18 protein-coding genes are annotated in these 17,363 nt (G+C 70.9%); 10 read left to right on the top strand and 8 right to left on the bottom strand.

Annotated elements, in window-relative coordinates; all coding sequences use genetic code 11:
• The first annotated feature begins 6 nt into the window (after positions 1 to 6).
• Both valS and ACZ6TB_RS32590 read left to right on the top strand, forming a co-directional pair.
• Positions 7 to 2,553 carry a valine--tRNA ligase gene (valS, locus tag ACZ6TB_RS32595; protein ID WP_465560852.1) on the top strand — a complete coding sequence of 849 codons (2,547 nt, stop codon included), beginning with the start codon at positions 7 to 9 and terminating at the stop codon, positions 2,551 to 2,553.
• Between the two features lie 84 nt (positions 2,554 to 2,637).
• Positions 2,638 to 3,189 (top strand): hypothetical protein, encoded by a 552-nt coding sequence (locus ACZ6TB_RS32590; protein ID WP_465560849.1) that lies wholly within the window; start codon positions 2,638 to 2,640, stop codon positions 3,187 to 3,189.
• 42 nt (positions 3,190 to 3,231) lie between these two features.
• Here ACZ6TB_RS32590 and ACZ6TB_RS32585 read toward each other — a convergent pair whose 3' ends face one another.
• Complete coding sequence (locus tag ACZ6TB_RS32585) at positions 3,232 to 3,999, bottom strand: hypothetical protein (RefSeq protein ID WP_465560847.1); 768 nt, start codon at positions 3,997 to 3,999, stop codon at positions 3,232 to 3,234.
• 54 nt (positions 4,000 to 4,053) lie between these two features.
• On the opposite strand from ACZ6TB_RS32585, the gene ACZ6TB_RS32580 reads away from it, so the two are divergent.
• Entirely contained in the window at positions 4,054 to 5,187 is a 1,134-nt protein-coding gene (locus tag ACZ6TB_RS32580; protein WP_465560844.1) for a DNA recombination protein RmuC, read from the top strand.
• Here the strand turns inward: ACZ6TB_RS32580 and ACZ6TB_RS32575 are convergent.
• The gene (locus tag ACZ6TB_RS32575) at positions 5,166 to 6,140 is read right to left on the bottom strand and encodes a 4-hydroxy-3-methylbut-2-enyl diphosphate reductase (protein ID WP_465560842.1); all 975 of its coding nucleotides are present in this window, start codon (positions 6,138 to 6,140) and stop codon (positions 5,166 to 5,168) included. The two genes, ACZ6TB_RS32580 and ACZ6TB_RS32575, sit on opposite strands and share 22 nt — an antisense overlap.
• A 79-nt stretch (positions 6,141 to 6,219) precedes the next feature.
• Between ACZ6TB_RS32575 and ACZ6TB_RS32570 the strand changes: the two genes are divergently transcribed.
• The 4 genes from ACZ6TB_RS32570 to ACZ6TB_RS32555 are packed head-to-tail and all read left to right on the top strand — an operon-like array spanning position 6,220 to position 8,720.
• Positions 6,220 to 6,747: a hypothetical protein gene (locus tag ACZ6TB_RS32570; protein WP_465560839.1), complete on the top strand. Its 528-nt coding sequence runs from the start codon at positions 6,220 to 6,222 to the stop codon at positions 6,745 to 6,747.
• Positions 6,748 to 6,798: 51 nt separating this feature from the next.
• On the top strand, positions 6,799 to 7,281 hold the full coding sequence (locus tag ACZ6TB_RS32565) for a hypothetical protein (RefSeq protein ID WP_465560837.1): 483 nt from the start codon (positions 6,799 to 6,801) through the stop codon (positions 7,279 to 7,281).
• A 9-nt stretch (positions 7,282 to 7,290) separates the two neighbouring features.
• Positions 7,291 to 8,511, top strand: a complete 1,221-nt coding sequence (gene xseA, locus ACZ6TB_RS32560; RefSeq protein WP_465560834.1) for an exodeoxyribonuclease VII large subunit — start codon at positions 7,291 to 7,293, stop codon at positions 8,509 to 8,511.
• Positions 8,511 to 8,720: an exodeoxyribonuclease VII small subunit gene (locus tag ACZ6TB_RS32555; protein ID WP_465560832.1), complete on the top strand. Its 210-nt coding sequence runs from the start codon at positions 8,511 to 8,513 to the stop codon at positions 8,718 to 8,720. The genes xseA and ACZ6TB_RS32555 overlap by 1 nt, the downstream gene beginning before the upstream one ends.
• A 13-nt stretch (positions 8,721 to 8,733) precedes the next feature.
• Here the strand turns inward: ACZ6TB_RS32555 and ACZ6TB_RS32550 are convergent, their stop codons facing one another.
• Positions 8,734 to 9,339 carry a DUF4245 domain-containing protein gene (locus tag ACZ6TB_RS32550; protein ID WP_465560829.1) on the bottom strand — a complete coding sequence of 202 codons (606 nt, stop codon included), beginning with the start codon at positions 9,337 to 9,339 and terminating at the stop codon, positions 8,734 to 8,736.
• A 101-nt stretch (positions 9,340 to 9,440) separates the two neighbouring features.
• Here ACZ6TB_RS32550 and glpX point away from each other — a divergent pair, with 101 nt between their 5' ends.
• Positions 9,441 to 10,478 (top strand): class II fructose-bisphosphatase, encoded by a 1,038-nt coding sequence (gene glpX / locus ACZ6TB_RS32545; RefSeq protein WP_465560826.1) that lies wholly within the window; start codon positions 9,441 to 9,443, stop codon positions 10,476 to 10,478.
• A 23-nt stretch (positions 10,479 to 10,501) separates the two neighbouring features.
• On the opposite strand, the gene ACZ6TB_RS32540 is transcribed toward glpX, so the two are convergent.
• Positions 10,502 to 10,924: a MarR family winged helix-turn-helix transcriptional regulator gene (locus ACZ6TB_RS32540; protein ID WP_465560823.1), complete on the bottom strand. Its 423-nt coding sequence runs from the start codon at positions 10,922 to 10,924 to the stop codon at positions 10,502 to 10,504.
• Between the two features lie 63 nt (positions 10,925 to 10,987).
• On the opposite strand from ACZ6TB_RS32540, the gene ACZ6TB_RS32535 reads away from it, so the two are divergent.
• A complete protein-coding gene (locus tag ACZ6TB_RS32535; RefSeq protein WP_465560820.1) occupies positions 10,988 to 11,845 on the top strand; it encodes an LLM class flavin-dependent oxidoreductase in 858 nt (285 codons plus the stop codon).
• A 9-nt stretch (positions 11,846 to 11,854) separates the two neighbouring features.
• Here the strand turns inward: ACZ6TB_RS32535 and ACZ6TB_RS32530 are convergent, their stop codons facing one another.
• The 4 genes from ACZ6TB_RS32530 to ACZ6TB_RS32515 form a co-directional block, all read right to left on the bottom strand.
• Positions 11,855 to 12,523: a rhomboid family intramembrane serine protease gene (locus ACZ6TB_RS32530; RefSeq protein ID WP_465561490.1), complete on the bottom strand. Its 669-nt coding sequence runs from the start codon at positions 12,521 to 12,523 to the stop codon at positions 11,855 to 11,857.
• Between the two features lie 45 nt (positions 12,524 to 12,568).
• Positions 12,569 to 13,315, bottom strand: a complete 747-nt coding sequence (locus ACZ6TB_RS32525) for a S1 family peptidase (protein ID WP_465560818.1) — start codon at positions 13,313 to 13,315, stop codon at positions 12,569 to 12,571.
• Positions 13,316 to 13,442: 127 nt separating this feature from the next.
• The gene (locus tag ACZ6TB_RS32520) at positions 13,443 to 14,150 is read right to left on the bottom strand and encodes an aggregation-promoting factor C-terminal-like domain-containing protein (protein WP_465560816.1); all 708 of its coding nucleotides are present in this window, start codon (positions 14,148 to 14,150) and stop codon (positions 13,443 to 13,445) included.
• Positions 14,151 to 14,429: 279 nt separating this feature from the next.
• The gene (locus ACZ6TB_RS32515; protein ID WP_465560813.1) at positions 14,430 to 15,821 is read right to left on the bottom strand and encodes a PhoH family protein; all 1,392 of its coding nucleotides are present in this window, start codon (positions 15,819 to 15,821) and stop codon (positions 14,430 to 14,432) included.
• Positions 15,822 to 16,075: 254 nt separating this feature from the next.
• On the opposite strand from ACZ6TB_RS32515, the gene otsB reads away from it, so the two are divergent.
• Positions 16,076 to 16,888, top strand: coding sequence for a trehalose-phosphatase (otsB, locus tag ACZ6TB_RS32510; protein WP_465560810.1), 813 nt, complete (start codon positions 16,076 to 16,078; stop codon positions 16,886 to 16,888).
• The last annotated feature ends 475 nt before the right edge of the window (positions 16,889 to 17,363 follow it).

The following is a 17,363-nucleotide window of genomic DNA, read 5'->3' as shown; positions in this document are numbered from 1 at the left end:
CTGGCCATGACTGATACGGAGATGACCGCGCGCGCCGGTCTTCCCGAGCGGCCGTCGCTGGACGGGCTCGAGGACAAGTGGGCGCGCCGCTGGCAGGGGGAGGGCACGTATACGTTCGACCGTTCCAAGGAGCGGGCGGATGTATACGCGATCGACACGCCCCCGCCGACCGTATCGGGCGAGCTGCACGTGGGGCACGTCTTCTCGTTCACGCACACCGACACGGTCGCGCGGTTCCAGCGGATGCGCGGCAAGACCGTTTTCTACCCGATGGGCTGGGACGACAACGGGCTGCCGACCGAGCGGCGCGTCCAGAACGTCTACGGCGTCCGGTGCGACCCGAACCTTCCCTACGACCCCGATTGGCAGCCGCCGGCCAAGGCGCCGAAGGACGCCGTCTCGATCTCCCGTCGCAACTTCGTCGAGCTGTGCGGGCGACTCACCACCGAGGACGAGAAGGCGTTCGAGGAGTTGTGGCGCAGGCTCGGGCTGTCCGTCGACTGGGGACTGACCTACACCACGATCGGGGCCCGCGCCCGGGCCGTCTCGCAGCGCGCCTTCCTCAACAACGTGGCGCGCGGTGAGGCGTACACGGCGGAGGCGCCGACGTTGTGGGACGTCGGTTTCCGCACGGCCGTCGCCCAGGCCGAGCTGGAGGATCGGGAGCGGCCCGGCGCGTACCACCGCGTGAAATTTCATGGTCCGGACGGCCCGGTCGAGATCGAAACCACCCGGCCCGAGCTCCTGCCGGCCTGTGTCGCGCTGGTCTTCCACCCGGGTGACGAGCGCTACCGGCACCTGGTCGGCCGCACGGTCCGCACGCCGTTCTTCGGCGTCGAGGTCCCGGTCTACGAGCACGCGCTCGCGGCGCCCGACAAGGGCACCGGCATCGTCATGGTCTGCACCTTCGGCGACCTGACCGACGTCACCTGGTGGCGTGATCTCCAGCTGGAGACGCGGGTCGTGCTCGGGCGCGACGGGCGCTTCCTGCCCGACCGCCCGGCCGGCGTCCCGGCGGCGGCCTACGAGCCGTTCGCCGGCCTGACCGTCAACGCGGCCCGGCGCGAGATCGTCCGGCTGCTGCGCGAGGCCGGCGACCTGGTCGGCGAGCCCACGCCGATCACGCACCAGGTGAAGTTCTACGAGAAGGGCGACTCGCCGCTCGAGATCGTCACGAGCCGGCAGTGGTTCATCCGCAACGGCGGCCGCGAGCCCGAGCTGCGCGATCGCCTGCTGGAGCGTGGCCGGGAGCTGAAGTGGTTCCCCGAGCACATGCGGCACCGCTACGAGCACTGGGTGAGCGGGCTGACCGGGGATTGGCTGATCAGCCGGCAGCGGTTCTTCGGCGTGCCCATCCCGGTTTGGTACCGGCTCGACGACGCTGGCGAACCGGACTACGGCCAGCTTCTCATACCGGACGAATCAGCACTGCCGGTTGACCCTTCCTCGGAGTGTCCGCCGGGCTTCGACGAGACCCGGCGCGACGTCCCGGGCGGCTTCACCGCCGACCCCGACATCATGGACACGTGGGCCACGTCGTCGCTCACGCCGCAGATCGTCGGCGGCTGGCTCGACGACGAAGACCTGTTCCGCCGGGTCTTCCCGATGGATCACCGAGCCCAGGCCCACGAGATCATCCGGACCTGGCTGTTCACCACGGTCCTGCGGGCCGACCTGGAGAACCACGTGCTGCCCTGGCGCAACGCGATCCTCTCCGGCTGGATCCTCGACCCCGAGCGCAAGAAGATGTCGAAGTCCAAGGGCAACGTCGTCACGCCGATGGGCCTGCTCGAGCAGAACGGCTCGGACGCGGTCCGGTACTGGGCGGCGAACGGCCGGCCCGGCGCCGATCTCGCGTTCGACCCGGCCCAGATCAAGGTCGGCCGGCGACTGGCGACCAAGCTGCTCAACGCGTCGAAGTTCGCGCTCGGGCTGGGCGCGGCCGAGGCGCTGCGGCAGCCGGTGACCGAGCCGCTCGACCGGGCGATGCTGACCCGGCTCGCGACCGTGGTCACCACCGCGACCGAGGGCTTCGACCGGTACGACCACACCGAGGCCTTGCAGGCCACCGAGCACTTCTTCTGGACCTTCTGCGACGACTACATCGAGCTGGTCAAGGAGCGGGCGTACGCGGAAGGGCCGGCGGCCGACTCGGCGCGGGCGGCGCTGGCGGCCGGGCTGTCGGTGCAGTTGCGGCTGTTCGCGCCCGTCCTGCCGTACGTGACCGAGGAGGTCTGGTCGTGGTGGCGGTACGGCTCGGTCCACCGCTCGACCTGGCCCACGCGGTACGAGCTGACCCGGGTCGCCGGCGAGGACGGTGACGCCGGCCTGCTCGACCTGGCCGGCGACGCGCTGCGTCAGGTGCGGCGGGCCAAGTCCGACCGGAAGCTCTCGATGAAGGCGGACGTGCCGCTGGCCGAGGCGCTCGGCCCGGCGGCGCTGCTCGACCGGCTCGCGCTGATCGAGGGCGACCTGAAGGCGGCCGGCCGGATCGCCAAGCTCGACCGGATGCCCGACCGGACGCCCGAGCTGGTCATCGCCTGCGCGTTCTGATCACGAGGCCGCGCCTTCTGATCACGAGGGCCGGGACCGGCGTTTGGCCGGTCCCGGCCCCTTCGCTGTTGCAGCATGAAGGGCATGTCGATCGCCCCCGAGCAGGTCCAGGCGCCCGCCGCCGACGCCGTGCTGTTCCGGTCCTCGCCGTGGCGGACGTTCATCACCGTCCTGGCGCTCCTGATGATCTCGTTCGGCGCGGTGTCGCCGATCGCCGCGCTGATGGTCGGCGGCACCGGCAACCCCTGGTGGCAGACCGGCCTGGAGGCGGCCGCGATCAGCACGCTGGCGGCCGGCGCCTACGCCTGGTCGACCCGCGGCGCGCTGAAGACCTGGGTCCGCATCTCGTCCGGCGGGCTCGAGCTGGCCGCCCAGGACAGCGACCCGATCCTGCTGGCCTGGCCGGACATCGCCCACGTGGTGGTACGCCGCCAGGGCATGCGCTCGGTGCTCGAGGTCACGCCGATCGACCTCGACCGCGTGCACCCGGTGCAGGACGAGGGCCCGGGCGGCCCGGCCATGACCGAGACCGCCGAGGGCACCGCCTTCACCGCCGACCTCACCGAGATCTGGCCGGGCCCGCGAGCCCTGCGCCGCGAGCTCGCCCGCCGCCTGCCCGCGGACCGGCCGGCCTAGAAGCCGCGAACTCGCCCGCCGTCTGCCCGCGGACCGGCCGGCCTAGAAGTCGCCCCCGAAATCGCCGCCGCCGAAGTCGCCGCCGCCGAAATCGCCGCCGCCGCCGAAGTCGTTGCCGCCGCCGAAGTCGCCCATGCTGTCGCTGCCGCCGAAGTCCTGGGCGGCGTCCTGGTAGCCGTCCTGGAAGCCGTCGCCGTAGCCCATGTCGCCGAAGCCGGGCGAGAACAGCGCGTCGAAGATGAGCATGCCGCCGAGCACGCCGGCGCCGGCGCCGAGCGCCGTCTTCCAGACCGGGGTCGAATACCAGCCGGCGGGGACCGGGCGGCCCTGCACGCGGCCGCCGGGGTAGTAGTACGGCGTGTCGGCGCCCGGCATCGGGCCCGCCTTGTAATGCTGGCCCTGCACGTTGACCTCGCGCTCCTGGGTCAGCCGGCCGGCGCCCTGCGCGCTCGCCAGCGGCGGCAGCTCGGGGCCGGGGTCGATGCCCATCGCGACCCGGGCGGCACGCACGTAGTTGAGGCCCTCCAGCGCCGACTCGCGGGCCAGCTCGAACTGCCGCACGCTGTTGGCCTGCTGGAGCTGGCCACCGGCCGCGTTGTAGCGCTCGCTCGCGTCGGAGAGGGCCTGCCGCGCGGCCGGGTCGTCGCCGTGCAGGTTCATCAGCTGACCGCCGAGACGTTCATACCACCGTTGCGCGTCGGCCCGCGCGTCCTCGAGCTGCGTCTGCTGGCTCGCCGCGCCGCCACGGCGCACGAGCACGACCACCAACAGGACGACGATGACGATGCCCACGATCAGCAACACACTCATGTTTCAACGGTACCCTCGCCGGTCTTGTCGTACGTGTGTGGCAATCTGCCCGTTGTGACCGTCTCGACGCTGGCCGTGGTGTTCCTCTGTCTCGCGGTCGGCGCCGCCCTCGGCTGGCTGGCGGCCCGCATGCGGGCGGCGGCCGACATCGCGCGCCTCGAGGCGACGGTCCAGGCCCACCGCGACGGCGAGGAGCGGCTCGAGCAGTCGATGCGCGCGCTGTCGTACGAGTCGGCCGCCCAGTCCCAGGAGGCGGTGGCCCTCGCCGTCTCCCCGCTGCAGGACACGCTGCGCCGTTACGAGCTGCGGGTGGCCCAGCTCGAGCACGAGCGGGTCGACGCCTACGCCGAGCTGCGCGAGCAGGTGCGGCAGATGGGCGCGGTCTCGAACGAGCTGCGCACCGAGACGAAACAGCTGGTGTCGGCGCTGCGGGCGCCGCAGGTGCGGGGCCGGTGGGGCGAGCACCAGCTGCGCCGGGTGGTCGAGGCGGCCGGCCTGCTCGAGCACTGCGACTTCGCCGAGCAGGTCACCGGCGCGACCGACGAGCAGGGCGTACGGCCCGACCTCGTGGTGCGTCTGCATGGCGGCCGCAGCGTCGTCGTCGACGCCAAGGCGCCGCTCGAGGGCTACCTGTCGGCGGCCGAGGCGCGCGACGAGCGCACCCGGGACGCCTGCCTCGACCAGCACGCCCGCCACCTGCGCGCACACATCGACGCGCTCGCGGCCAAGGAGTACTGGACGGCGTTCGAGCCGTCGCCCGACTTCGTGGTGCTGTTCGTCCCGGCCGACCCGTTCCTCGACGCCGCTCTCCAGCACGACCCGACGCTGATGGAGCACGCGTTCCGGCGCAACGTGGTGCTGGCCACGCCGGCCACGCTGGTCGCGATGCTGCGCACGGTGGCCTACTCGTGGCGGCAGGAGGAGCTGGCCCGCAACGCGGTGGCCGTGCACGGCCTGGCCCGGGAGCTCTACGGGCGGCTGGCCACCCTCGGCGACCACGTCGGCAAACTGGGCGCCGCGCTGGGTGGGGCCGTCACGGCGTACAACAAAGCGGTTGGCTCCTTGGAGTCGCGGGTGCTGGTCAGCGCCCGCAAGCTGGCCGAGATGGGCGTCTCCCAGCAGGAGATGCCGGCGCCGCCGCAGGTCGAGGTGGCCCCGCGCCAGCCTCAGGCGCCCGAGTTGAGCTGAGCCTTCTTCATGTCGCGGCGCAGCTCCTGCGGCAGCGAGAAGGTCAGGCGCTCCTCGGCCGTCGTGTACTCGGTGACCTCGCCGAAGCCGCGCGACGCCAGGTGCGACAACACGTCCATGACCAGGTCTTCCGGCACGCTCGCGCCGGACGAGACACCGACCGTCGTGGCGCCCGCCAGCCACTCGTCCTGGATCTCGGCGGCATAGTCGACCAGGTGGCCGGCCCGGGCGCCGGCGTCGACCGCCACCTCGACCAGGCGCACCGAGTTCGACGAGTTCTTCGAGCCGACGACGATCACCACGTCGCAGGACGGGGCGATCTCCTTGACCACGTGCTGGCGGTTCTGCGTGGCGTAGCAGATGTCGTCGCTGGGCGGCGACTGGAGCAGCGGCAGCCGGGTCTTGAGCCGGGACACCGTCTCCATGGTCTCGTCGACCGAGAGCGTGGTCTGCGACAGCCAGACGACCTTGGCCGGGTCGCGCACGACGACCTTGTCGACCGCGTCGGGCCCGTCGACCAGCTGGATGTGCGCCGGGGCCTCGCCCGAGGTGCCGATGACCTCTTCGTGGCCCTCGTGGCCGATGAGCAGGATGTCGTAGTCGTCGGCGGCGAACCGCTTGGCCTCGTGGTGCACCTTGGTGACCAGCGGGCAGGTCGCGTCGATCGCCTTGAGGTTGCGCGCCCGGGCCTGCTCGTGCACCTCGGGCGCGACGCCGTGGGCCGAGAAGACGACGGTGGACCCCTCGGGGACCTCCTCGTTCTCCTCCACGAAGATCGCGCCGCTGGCCTCGAGCGTGCTCACCACGTGCTTGTTGTGCACGATCTGCTTGCGGACGTAGACCGGCGCGCCGTAGAGCTTCAGCGCCTCCTCGACGGTCTGCACCGCCCGGTCGACGCCGGCGCAGTAGCCGCGCGGCTTGGCCAGCAGGACACGCTTACGAGCTTCGGTCACCCGGCCATGGTACGTGCCGCCCGGTGGACCCTGCCCCTCTGCGAGATGCGCCACAGGGCCGATCGTCGATACTCGTGCGGTGGCAGACGACATAACGCAGGACACGGCGCACGACACAGCGCAGGACCGGACGACCAATCGGTGGGTCGCGGCGGGCCGATGGTTGCTCGGCGCCTTTTCGCTGGTCGGCGGCCTCACCTGGGCCCTGTTCGCGGTGCACGGCCCGACCGCGGCGGTCGACCTCGGCGTCGGGCTCGTCCTCGCGGCGGCCGGCTTGGTGCTGCTCATGCCGCACCGGATCGCGCTGCCGCGCCTGGTCACGGCCGTCACGATGATCCTGTTCGCGGTGGTCGGCACGGCGGCCGGGCTGGCCTCGTCCCGGGCGCGCACCTGCTGCATGTTCGCCTACGTCGAGGACCGCGGCTGGCCCTTCGCCTGGGCGCAACGGGGCGCGGTGGCCGACGACTCGGCGACCGCCGAGCGCCTCGCCCACGGCGCGAACTGGTCCGTCGACCTGGTCGCCGTCGCCACCGACGCGCTGTTCTGGGCGTACGTGGGAATGGTGTTGGTGGTGATCGCCGTGCTGGTGCGCCACCGCCGGCCCTGACCCCCGCCGTTTCGGCCGAGTTAGGACGATTTTGCGGCGATACTCGGTCGCATGCGCGAAGGCGAGCAGGACGAGGAGGACGGACTGCTGCCCTCGACGGTGACCATGATCCGGCTGCTGATCGCCTGGGCCTTCATCGCGCTCGGCCTGCTCGACCTCGCCATGGGTCTCGACGACGCGCCCTACGTGATCTTCCATGTCGTGCTGCTGGGCAGCGGCCTGGTGCTGCTCACGCTGGGGTTGCTGGAGAAGCGCCCGCGGTGGCCCGCCTACCTGGCCGGCCTCGTGGTCGGCGTCCCCGGTCTGGTGATCAGCACGCTGGTCGGCGACGGCTTTCCCTTCTCGATGCGCGAGGCTGGTCACGCCGTCGCCGACGTGCTGTTCTGGGGCTGCGCGGGCCTGTTCGCGGTGCTGCTGGCCACGGTGCTGACCCCGGCGTACCGGCCGGCGCCGCGTCACCCGGCCGGGCGGCACACACACGCCGAGGAGCGGGCCGAGATAGCGGACGACGAGAATGTCGGGGGTCTTCCGTAGTCTGGCCGGGTGAGTGAGCCGTCGCCGAAGAGCTCCCCGGACGAGCCGTGGCCGGTCCGCGTCGTCAGTCAGAAGGTCGGGGCCTGGATCGCCAAGCTCGGCTGGGTGTGGGTCGACGGGCAGGTCGCGCAGATCAGCCGCCGCCCGGGCTCGTCGGTGGTGTTCCTGACCCTGCGCGACCCCTCGGCCGACCTCAGCCTCACCGTCACCGCCCACCGCGACGTGCTCGACGCGGGCGCGCCCGAGCTGGCCGAGGGCGCCCGGGTCACGCTGCACGCCAAGCCCGAGTTCTACCCGGCCCGGGGCACGCTCAGCCTGCGCGCCGACGAGATCCGCCAGGTCGGCCTGGGCGAGCTGCTGGCCCGGCTCGAGCGGCTCAAGAAGCTGCTGGCGGCCGAGGGCCTGTTCGCCCGCGAGCGCAAGCGCCGGCTGCCGTTCCTCCCCCAGCGCATCGGCCTGATCACCGGCCGGGCCAGCGCCGCCGAGCGCGACGTGCTGATGAACACCCGGCGCCGGTGGCCGGCCGTCGACTTCCGGGTGATCAACGTGCCGGTCCAGGGCCCCACCGCGGTCCCGCAGATGATCGACGCGCTCAAGGTCCTCGACAACGACGACACGATCGACGTCATCGTGATCGCCCGCGGCGGCGGCAGCGTGGAAGACCTGCTGCCCTTTTCCGACGAGGCGCTGTGCCGCGCGGTGTTCGGCGCCCGCACGCCGGTGGTCAGCGCGATCGGCCACGAGACCGACGCGCCGCTGCTCGACTACGTGGCCGACCTGCGCGCCTCGACCCCGACCGACGCGGCCAAGCGGATCGTCCCCGACCTGGCCGAGGAACGGCAGCTGATCGACATCGCCCGGCGCCGCATCGAGCGGGCGGTGCTCACGCTGATCGAGCGCGAGGAGCACCGCATCGAGTCGTGGCGGTCGCGGCCCTCGCTCGCCCGTCCCGAGCTGCTGATCGACCAGCGCGGGGCCGACGTGACGGCGCTGCGCGAGCGCGCGGTCCGCAGCCTCGAGCACCGGCTGGGGCGGGCCGACGACGAGCTGCGGCACACGGTGGCCCGGCTGCGGGCGCTGTCGCCGGCCGCGACGCTGCAGCGGGGCTACGCGATCGTGCAGCGCGCCGACGGGCATGTGGTCCGCGCGGCGACGGATGTGGAGCCCAAGGACGTGGTCCGGGTGCGGCTCGCCGAGGGCGAGTTGCGCGCGGCGGTACAGGAGAGCTGATGACCGACGAGAAATTGAGCTACGAGCAGGCTCGTTCCGAGCTCGCGACCGTCGTGGAGCGGCTCGAGCAGGGCGGGAGCTCGCTCGAGGAGTCGCTGGCGCTGTGGGAGCGCGGGGAAAAGCTGGCCGACGTCTGCCAGCGGTGGCTGGACGGGGCCCGGGAGCGCATCGACGCCGCCCGGGCCGCGCGTCAGGAGAACATCGAGTAGCTCGGATGACCGTCTAGGTCAGCGCGGACGCCAGGGTCTGCAGGTTCTTCACGTCGGTCTTGCCCACGACCACGATCGTGCGGGTCGGTTCGGCCAGGACCAGCGCCTTCTCCCCCGGCCGCCCGTCGTAGACCCGCCACACCCCGGCCGGCGTCCGGAAGTCGCCCACCGCCTTGGCGCTCGAGCTCAGCTCGGCCGGCAGCAGCGTGGCCGCCAGGACGTTGCTCTCGACGAGTTGCACGGGGTCCTTGTCGGGATCGACGTAGCCGATCCGGAGCGTGGCGCCGGTCGTCTCCCGCTTGAACGTGGCGCTCGCGGCGTGCCAGTCGTCGCTCAGGCCGGTCGGCGCGGCGACGGTGAAGACGGCGGCGGCGCGGGCCTCCTCGAGGGTGGCGCTGGGGTCGACGGTCACGGGCGCGTCGCCGCTCAGCACCACCCGATAGAAGATCAGCAGCAGGGCGATCGGCACCAGCAGCACGCCCAGCGAGAGCGCCATGTCGCGGGGCGAGCGTTCCTCGCGGCGGCGCAGGCGCGGGACTCGGGCAGGGTCGGTGGGCACCCCGTCCGGGAGGCTTTCGCGATTTTCCGGGGCGGGATCGGTCATGGGCGCGGGTTCCACTCACCCATTGTTAACCATGTCGCTGACGCGGGACTTTGCACGTCCGGCCATGTGAGGATCGGTGGACAAACAGCCCCGCAACGTCGCGAGGAGGCGTCCCTATGCCGGCCCGGGTTCCGCAGGATCTCGACCGCAACATCGCTCTCGACCTGGTCCGCGTCACCGAGGCCGCCGCCATGGCGGCCGGCCGCTGGGTGGGCCGAGGCGACAAGAACGGCGGGGACGGCGCCGCCGTCGACGCCATGCGCAAGCTCATCAACTCGATCCAGATGCGCGGCACCGTCGTGATCGGCGAGGGCGAGAAGGACGAAGCCCCGATGCTGTTCAACGGCGAGCGTGTCGGCGACGGCACCGGCCCCGAGGTCGACGTGGCCGTCGACCCGATCGACGGCACCACGCTGATGAGCAAGGGCATGCCCGGCTCGATCGCGGTCCTGGCGGTGGCCGAGCGCGGCGCGATGTTCGACCCGAGCGCCGTCTTCTACATGGAGAAGATCGCCGTGGGCCCGGACTGCGCCGACGTCGTCGACATCAACGCGGGAACGGCGGAGAACCTGCGCCGCATCGCCAAGGCGAAGCGGTCCAGCGTCTCCGACGTGACGGTCTGCATCCTCGACCGCCCCCGCCACGCCCGGCTGATCGAGGAGGTCCGCCAGGCGGGCGCGAACATCAAGTTCATCTCCGACGGTGACATCGCCGGCGCGATCTCGGCCGCCCGGATGGAGTCCGACGTGGACGTGCTGATGGGCATCGGCGGCACGCCCGAGGGCATCACCGCCGCCTGCGCGCTCAAGTGCCTGGGCGGCATGATCCAGGCGAAGCTGTGGCCGCGGGACGAGCCGGAGCGCGAGAAGGCCCTCGCCGCGGGCCACGACCTCGACCGGGTGCTGACCACGGACGACCTGGTCACCGGCGACAACTGCTTCTTCGTGGCAACCGGTGTGACCTCGGGCGACCTGCTCAAGGGCGTCCGCTACCGCTCCGGCGCCGCGCACACCCAGTCGATCGTCATGCGCTCCAAGAGCGGCACGATCCGGGTCATCGACTCGTACCACCGGCTGGAGAAGCTCGCCCTCTACTCGGCGGTCGACTTCGACGGCCACCTGCCCACGGTCCCGATGGGCGACCCGGTCCTCTAGCACCGGCGGCGGGTGCGCCGGGCTCAGGCCTGCAGCACCCGCCGCAGCAACTCCTTGAGCTGCTGCCCCTCCTCCACGCTCAGCGCGCCGAGGAACGTCTTCTCCACGTCCTGATGGACCCGCTCACCCTCGGCGAGCACCTCGCGGCCGCGATCGGTGAGGTGTACGAGGTTGCGCCGGCGATCGGCCGGATCGGACCTGCGCTCGACGAGCCCCTTGCGCTCCAGCGCGTCCACAAGATCAACCATGGTCGTACGGTCGACGCCGAGCCGTCCCGCCGCCTGCTGCTGGGCCGGCGGCTCCCCCTCGCCCAGCACCGTCAGCACGGCAAGCTCGCGCCCGCTCACCCCCAGCGGCTCCAGCGCCACCCGGCCGCGCTCGGCCAGCTCGATCTGGGCGTGTTTGAGCAGATATCCCAGCCGCGTGTGAAGACCCGAGGGGAGCACGGGCAAACCCTATCCCCCTCCGGATATGTTCAGCACTACTGACGATCAGCTATGCTGACTGTCATGAGAATCGGCTGGAAAGCGTCCCAACAGCACTACCCGATCGGCGCCTACCGCGAGCTGTGGTCGTTGCTCGACGACCTGCCGTTCGACCACGCCTGGGCCTTCGATCACCTCATCCCGATGGGCCGCGACCGCACCGGCGACATCTTCGAGGCGTGGACCGTCCTGGCCGCGATGGCCGCGAGCACCCGCCGCATCCGCCTGGGCACCCTGGTGACCGGCGTGGGCTATCGGCACCCGGCGCTGCTGGCCAAGATGGCGGCCACCGTCGACCAGATCAGCGACGGCCGGCTCGAGGTGGGCATCGGCGCCGGCGGTGATCCGGCTGCCGATCCCGCCGCCGGCTTTCCCACGCTCTCGCCGCGCGAGCGGGTCGAGCGCCTCGACGAGACCGCTCAGATCCTCCGCCGCCTTTGGACCGAGCCGTCGGTCACCTTCGCGGGCGCGCATTTCCGGCTCGACGAACTGCGGTCGGATCCCAAGCCGGTTCAACGACCCCTACCGATGTGGATCGCGAGCAACGGCGAAAAACGCGGCCTGCGTACGGTGGCGGAGCGTGCCGATGGCTGGCTGACCGCGACCTTCGAGACCGAACCCGGTGACCTCGCGCGCCTGGTGACGGTGCTCGACCGTCATTGCGAGGCGGTCGGCCGTGATCCCTCGACGCTGCGGCGCGGGGTGCAGTTCCCGCTGCCCGCCACCGACGACGAGACCCTGCGGGCGTGCTCGGCGTTCGCGGCCGCGGGCTTCACCGACCTGATCATCATGCCGCGCGATCGCGACCTGCGGACCGTCGAGCGGGTTGCCGCGCTGCTCTCCTCCGCCCGTTCTCCGCTTTCCGCTGGAGATGCCGCCTAGATAGATCGTCTAGATAGGAGGAAGAGTCGTCGTGGTCGGCTCGTAGAGCGCGGGCCGGGTCTTCGGCTTCTTGCGGCGGAACAGGATCGCCGCGATCACGCCGCCGAGCAGGCCGAGCAGATGGCCCTGCCAGGAGATCGCGGCGTCGGTCGGCAGGATGTTGTAGAGCTGGTACCAGTACAGGAGGCCGATGAACGCGGCCACCGCGAGGTTCCACCAGCTGCGCTCGACCAGGCCGCGGGTCAGCAGCAGGCCGAGGTAACCGAAGATGACCCCGCTCGCGCCGACGACCACGCTGTGCGGATCGCCGACGAACCACACGCCGAGGCCGCTGACCAGCATGATGACGAAGGTCGACCAGATGAACCGGCGCCCCCCGCCGGCCAGCGCGAACGTGCCGACCAGGATCAGCGGCACCGCGTTGCCGTAGAGGTGGTCCCACCCGGCGTGCAGGAACGGGCTGAACAGGACGCCGTCAAGGCCGGAGATGTGGTGCGGGATGATGCCGCCGGCCACGTCGAGCTCGCCGCCGCCGATGCCCTTGTCGATCACCTCGATCAGGAACAGAAGCGGAATGACGGCACACATCGTCACAAAGGCCCGCCCGAGAGAGGCGTAGAACGCCTCCGTGCCGAACCTGGTCGCATCTGACTGCGTGTCCGAGCCGCCGTAACCCATGGCATCCATGGTTCCAGGCAACGGCAACCACTGCCACGGCTCGGCTCAGCCGAGCTTGCGAGTGGCCTTGCGGATGTCGTCGCGGAACGCCGAGATCTGGGTGTAAACGCCAGGGTAGCCGTCGCGGGCGCAGCCGAGCCCCCAGCTCACGATGCCGACCTGTACCCACTGGCCGAGCGCGTCCTTGCCGACCATCGGGCCGCCGGAGTCGCCCTGGCAGGTGTCGATGCCCCGCTTGCCGGCGCAGATCTGCTCCTTGGGCACGAGCTTGACGTCGGCCTTGTGGTACTCGCTCGCGCACTTCTCGTCGGAGACGGCCGGCACCGGGGCGTAGTGCAGGCGCCGCTCCTGCTTCACCGAGTCCTCGCGGGTCTGCCCCCAGCCCATCACCACGAACGGGCCACGATCGTCGGACGCGTCGTTGACCAGGGCCAGCGTGGGCAGGTCGAGCACGTGGTCGAGGCGGATGACGGCCCAGTCGTCGCCCCGGGTCTCGTCGCGGAAGCCGGTCGCGCGGATCACGCGTACCGAGTGCGCCGTGAGCGCCTTGGGCGACTTGAGATCGACGACCCCGGCGACCACCTTGATGGTGGCGGTGTCGCCCGTACCGTCGACGCAGTGGCCGGCCGTGAGCACGACGCGGGGTGCGATCAGCGCGCCGCCGCAGCCCATCGAGAGCCGCACCATCCACGGGAACTTGCCGGGCGGCGCGACGACGCCGCCGACCACCTCGCGGATCGGGCGCGGATGGTCGAACGCGACGGCCTGCGCCGGCGCGCAGGCAACCGCCACGCTCGCGATGGCACCAACGAGGATGAGCGCGGCATTTCGGACCATGCACGCATTTGATCACAGCAAAACGGGTCCGGCGCGATCGCCGCGCTGGACCCGTTTTGTCGGCTTTGTCTAATTAGACCGGTCAGTACCAACCGGTACTCTGCGAGTGCGACCAGGCGCCGCAGGGCGAGTCGTAGCGGCCCTCGATGTAGTCCAGACCCCACTTGATCTGCGTGGCGGGGTTGGTCTTCCAGTCGTCACCGAACTTCGCCATCTTGTTGCCGGGCAAGGCCTGCGGGATCCCGTACGCCCCTGAGCTGCTGTTCGAGGCGCGGTAGTTCCACCCGCTCTCCTTCTTCCACAGCTTGTCGAGGCACGGGAACTGGTCGATGCCGAAGCCGGCGTCGAGCATCAGGGCACAGCCGGTCTTGCGGCTGCCCGAGAACTCGTTGCAGGAGCTGGGAACCGGCCCGGTGTAGGCCACCGGCCCGCCGCTCTCCTCGGACTTCTTCTTCGCCGCGGCGTCGGCGGCGGCCTTCTTCGCCGCGATCGCCTTCGTCTCGAGGTCGTGCGCCTTGTCGGCGGCGGCCCTCGCCTCGGCGGCCGCTTTCTCGGCGGCATCGCCCTCGGCCTCGCGCTGGAACGCACGAGCCGCGGCGTGCTGGCTCTGGCGCTGCTTGAGCAGCTGCATGTCGTCGACATCCACCTGGACGACGTTCGACGCTTCGGAACTCTGCTGTGGCGCCTGGACCACGCGGTCCTTGCCGAGGTACACGCCGCCGATCAGACCCGCCACCAGCAGGCCGACCGACGCGGAACGTACTCCGACTCGGCTCCAAGGCCGACTCACGAAGTATCCCTTCGTCGGGGGCAATGACGCGGCACGTCCGGCCGCCGAGGCGGTTGGCCGTGCCGCGAGCACCGCGACCACTCGGGCCGACAACTCGATCAACCTCGATCGAGCTGGTGGCCCGACGTCGATCTCCGACGAAGATGACCACGCGATGGCGCTCGCCGAACACCATTGCGCAACGTGAAGTAGATGTGAAATGCCGACGCACTCTTGTGAGGTTGCTCACACTAAATTTACGCGCAAACCGGTCGAAAGCTCCCCCGACCGAGGGTCACCTCAGAGGGGGATGTCCTCCAACAGGTCGGTGACAACTTCAGCGATCGGTGACCGTTCGGAACGCGTCAGTGTCACGTGCGCGAAGATCGGATGGCCCTTGAGGGCCTCGATCACGGCCGTGACGCCGTCGTGCCGGCCCACCCGCAGGTTGTCCCGCTGGGCGACGTCGTGGGTGAGCACCACCCGCGACCCCTGCCCGATGCGGGAGAGAACGGTGAGCAGCACGTTGCGCTCGAGCGACTGGGCCTCGTCGACGATCACGTAGGCGTCGTGCAGGCTGCGGCCGCGGATGTGGGTGAGCGGCAGCACCTCGAGCATGCCGCGGGCCATGACCTCGTCCACCACGTTGGCGTGGGCCACCGAGCCGAGAGTGTCGAAGACCGCCTGCGCCCAGGGCGACATCTTCTCGTTCTCGGTGCCGGGCAGGTAGCCCAGCTCCTGGCCGCCGACGGCGTAGAGCGGACGGAAGACGATCACCTTCTTGTGGCGGTTGCGTTCCATGGTCGCCTCGAGGCCGGCGCACAGCGCGAGCGCCGACTTGCCGGTGCCGGCCCGGCCGCCGAGCGAGACGATGCCGATCGACTCGTCCAGCAGGAGGTCGAGCGCGACCCGCTGCTCGGCGGAGCGGCCGCGGATGCCGAACGCGTCCCGGTCGCCGCGGACGAGGCGGATCGTCTTGTCCGGGGTGACCCGGCCGAGCGCCGAGCCCTTAGGCGAGTGGATCACGAGGCCGGTGTGACAGGGCAGGTTCTCGGCCTCCTCGAGCTCGAGCTCCTCACCCCCGTACAGCGCCGAGACCTGCTCCTCGGCCAGTTTGAGGTCGGCCATGCCGGTCCAGGTCGGGTCGCTGGCCTGGCCGTGGCGGTACTCGTCGGCCGTGAGGCCGACCGAGGCCGCCTTCACGCGCAGGGGCATGTCCTTGCTGACCAGCGTGACGTCGCGGCCCTCGGCGGCCAGGCCGAGCGCGACCGAGAGGATGCGAGTGTCGTTCGAGTCATTGCGGAAACCGTGCGGGAGCACGCTCTGATCGGCGTGGTTGAGCTCGACGCGCAGGGTGCCGCCCTCGTCGTTGCACAGCACCGGCTGGTCGAGACGACCGAACTTGATCCGTAGCTCGTCCAGCATGCGCAGCGCCTGCCGCGCGAACCAGCCCAGCTCGGGATGGTGACGCTTGCCCTCCAACTCCGTGATAACCACGAGGGGAATGACGACCTCGTGATCGGTGAACCGGCGGAACGCTGCCGGGTCGGACAGCAGGACCGAGGTGTCCAGAACGAAAACACGGCCCGCAGGGGCCGGTTCGGAGTCAGCGTGTCGATCGCGGGATGTGCGTCCCGTATCGGCGCGGCTGCTGGATTTGGTGACCTCGGCGTCAGATCGGCGTGGTGTCACAGGCCTGCTCCAGCGGGCGTGCAACCCGTCGACGCCCGCGGTCCGCACCTCCGGCCCCCGGCACATGCACAGGGTCGGATTGCGGGGCCCTGTGGCGCACTTGTCGCAGGTCCGGGCCGGCCGGCTGACCCGGGATGACCCCGCGTCATGCTTAGAACGCTAGCGGTCAACCGGGCCACGCGGTAGTACGCAAAACCCGGGTCACGGCAATTTCTCAGGCGGCCATCCGGACTTCCGGCAGGTAATCTGACCTCGTGGCAGAGACTCAGCGTCCGAACCATCCGCCGAGCGTCGCCGAGGCTTGGGCCGTCACGGCCGAGCGCGCGGCCGAGACCACCTTTTTCTTCGACTTCGACGGCGTGCTCTCGCCGGTGACCGACGACCCCGACGCGTCGCAGCCGGTCCCGGCCGTGCCCGGCGTGCTCGAGCGGCTCGCCGCGTCGGTGCACCGCGTGGCGATAGTGTCCGCGCGGCCGGTCAGCTTCCTGCGGTCACGGTTCGCGTCGCTCGAGCGGGTCGACCTCTACGGGCTGTACGGGCTCGAGGTGTGGCACGAGGGCGCGGTCGTCACCGAGCCGGCCGCGCTGCCGTGGATACCGGCCATGAGCGACCTGGCCGAGCGGGCCAAGGCCGAGCTGCCGCCGCAGATCCTGGTCGAGTTCAAGCGGCTGTCGGTGGCCCTGCACTACCGCACGGCGCCGCAGCTGGCGGCCGACGTCGAGCGCTGGGGTCACGAGCAGGCCGAGCGCCACGGTCTGAAGATCCAGGGCGGCCGCATGGTGATCGAGCTGAAGCCCCCGGTCGACCAGGACAAGGGCATGGTCATCACCGAGGGCGTCCGCAACGCGCGCTGCGCCTGGTACTTCGGCGACGACATGTCCGACATCAAGGCGTTCGACGCGCTGCGCGCCCGCGAGGCCGTCGACCCCGGCTTCTTCGGCGTGGCGGTAGCGGTCGCCAACCCGGAGACGGGCGCCGAGGTGTCCAGCGCGGCCGACCTGACCCTGGACTCACCGGACGAGGTGGCCCAGTTCCTCACCGACGGCCTGCGCCGCTTTCCGGGGTAAGCGCGACCACTCACGCACGTCGCCCGGCCGGGGTGAGCGTTTTGGGCGCGCCAGCGGCCTGCTCGGCCCGGCCGGGTCCCGGCGGGAGCGACGGTCGGCACCACCCACTCACGCACGACATGAAGAGCCGCCACCGAACCACCGCGCTTGTGGATGGCCGACCCGGAAATGTCATACCCGGGCGCTAGTTTCGCCCCACTCAGCAGCTCGGATTCCTTGGGTCGTTGCAACATCCGATCGAAGGGGTGTTGATGATGGAGTTTGAGGTCCGGGACCGTTCGATCCGCAGCGTGGCCGGCCGTTGCTGCGGGAGCGGGCGGTTTACCTTGCCTTGGTGGAGCAGAGGATGAACTGTTCGCAGGCGGCCCGGGTGGTCGGGATCAACCCGCGGACCGGTTAACGGTGGCGGCACGGCCCGAACCCGATCACCGTCCGGCGTGCGGTGCGGGGCCGGTATGTGAACGAGGACGAGCGG

This window comes from Actinoplanes sp. NPDC051537 (genome assembly GCF_055586105.1).
This window is presented reverse-complemented; position numbering and strand designations above follow the sequence as displayed.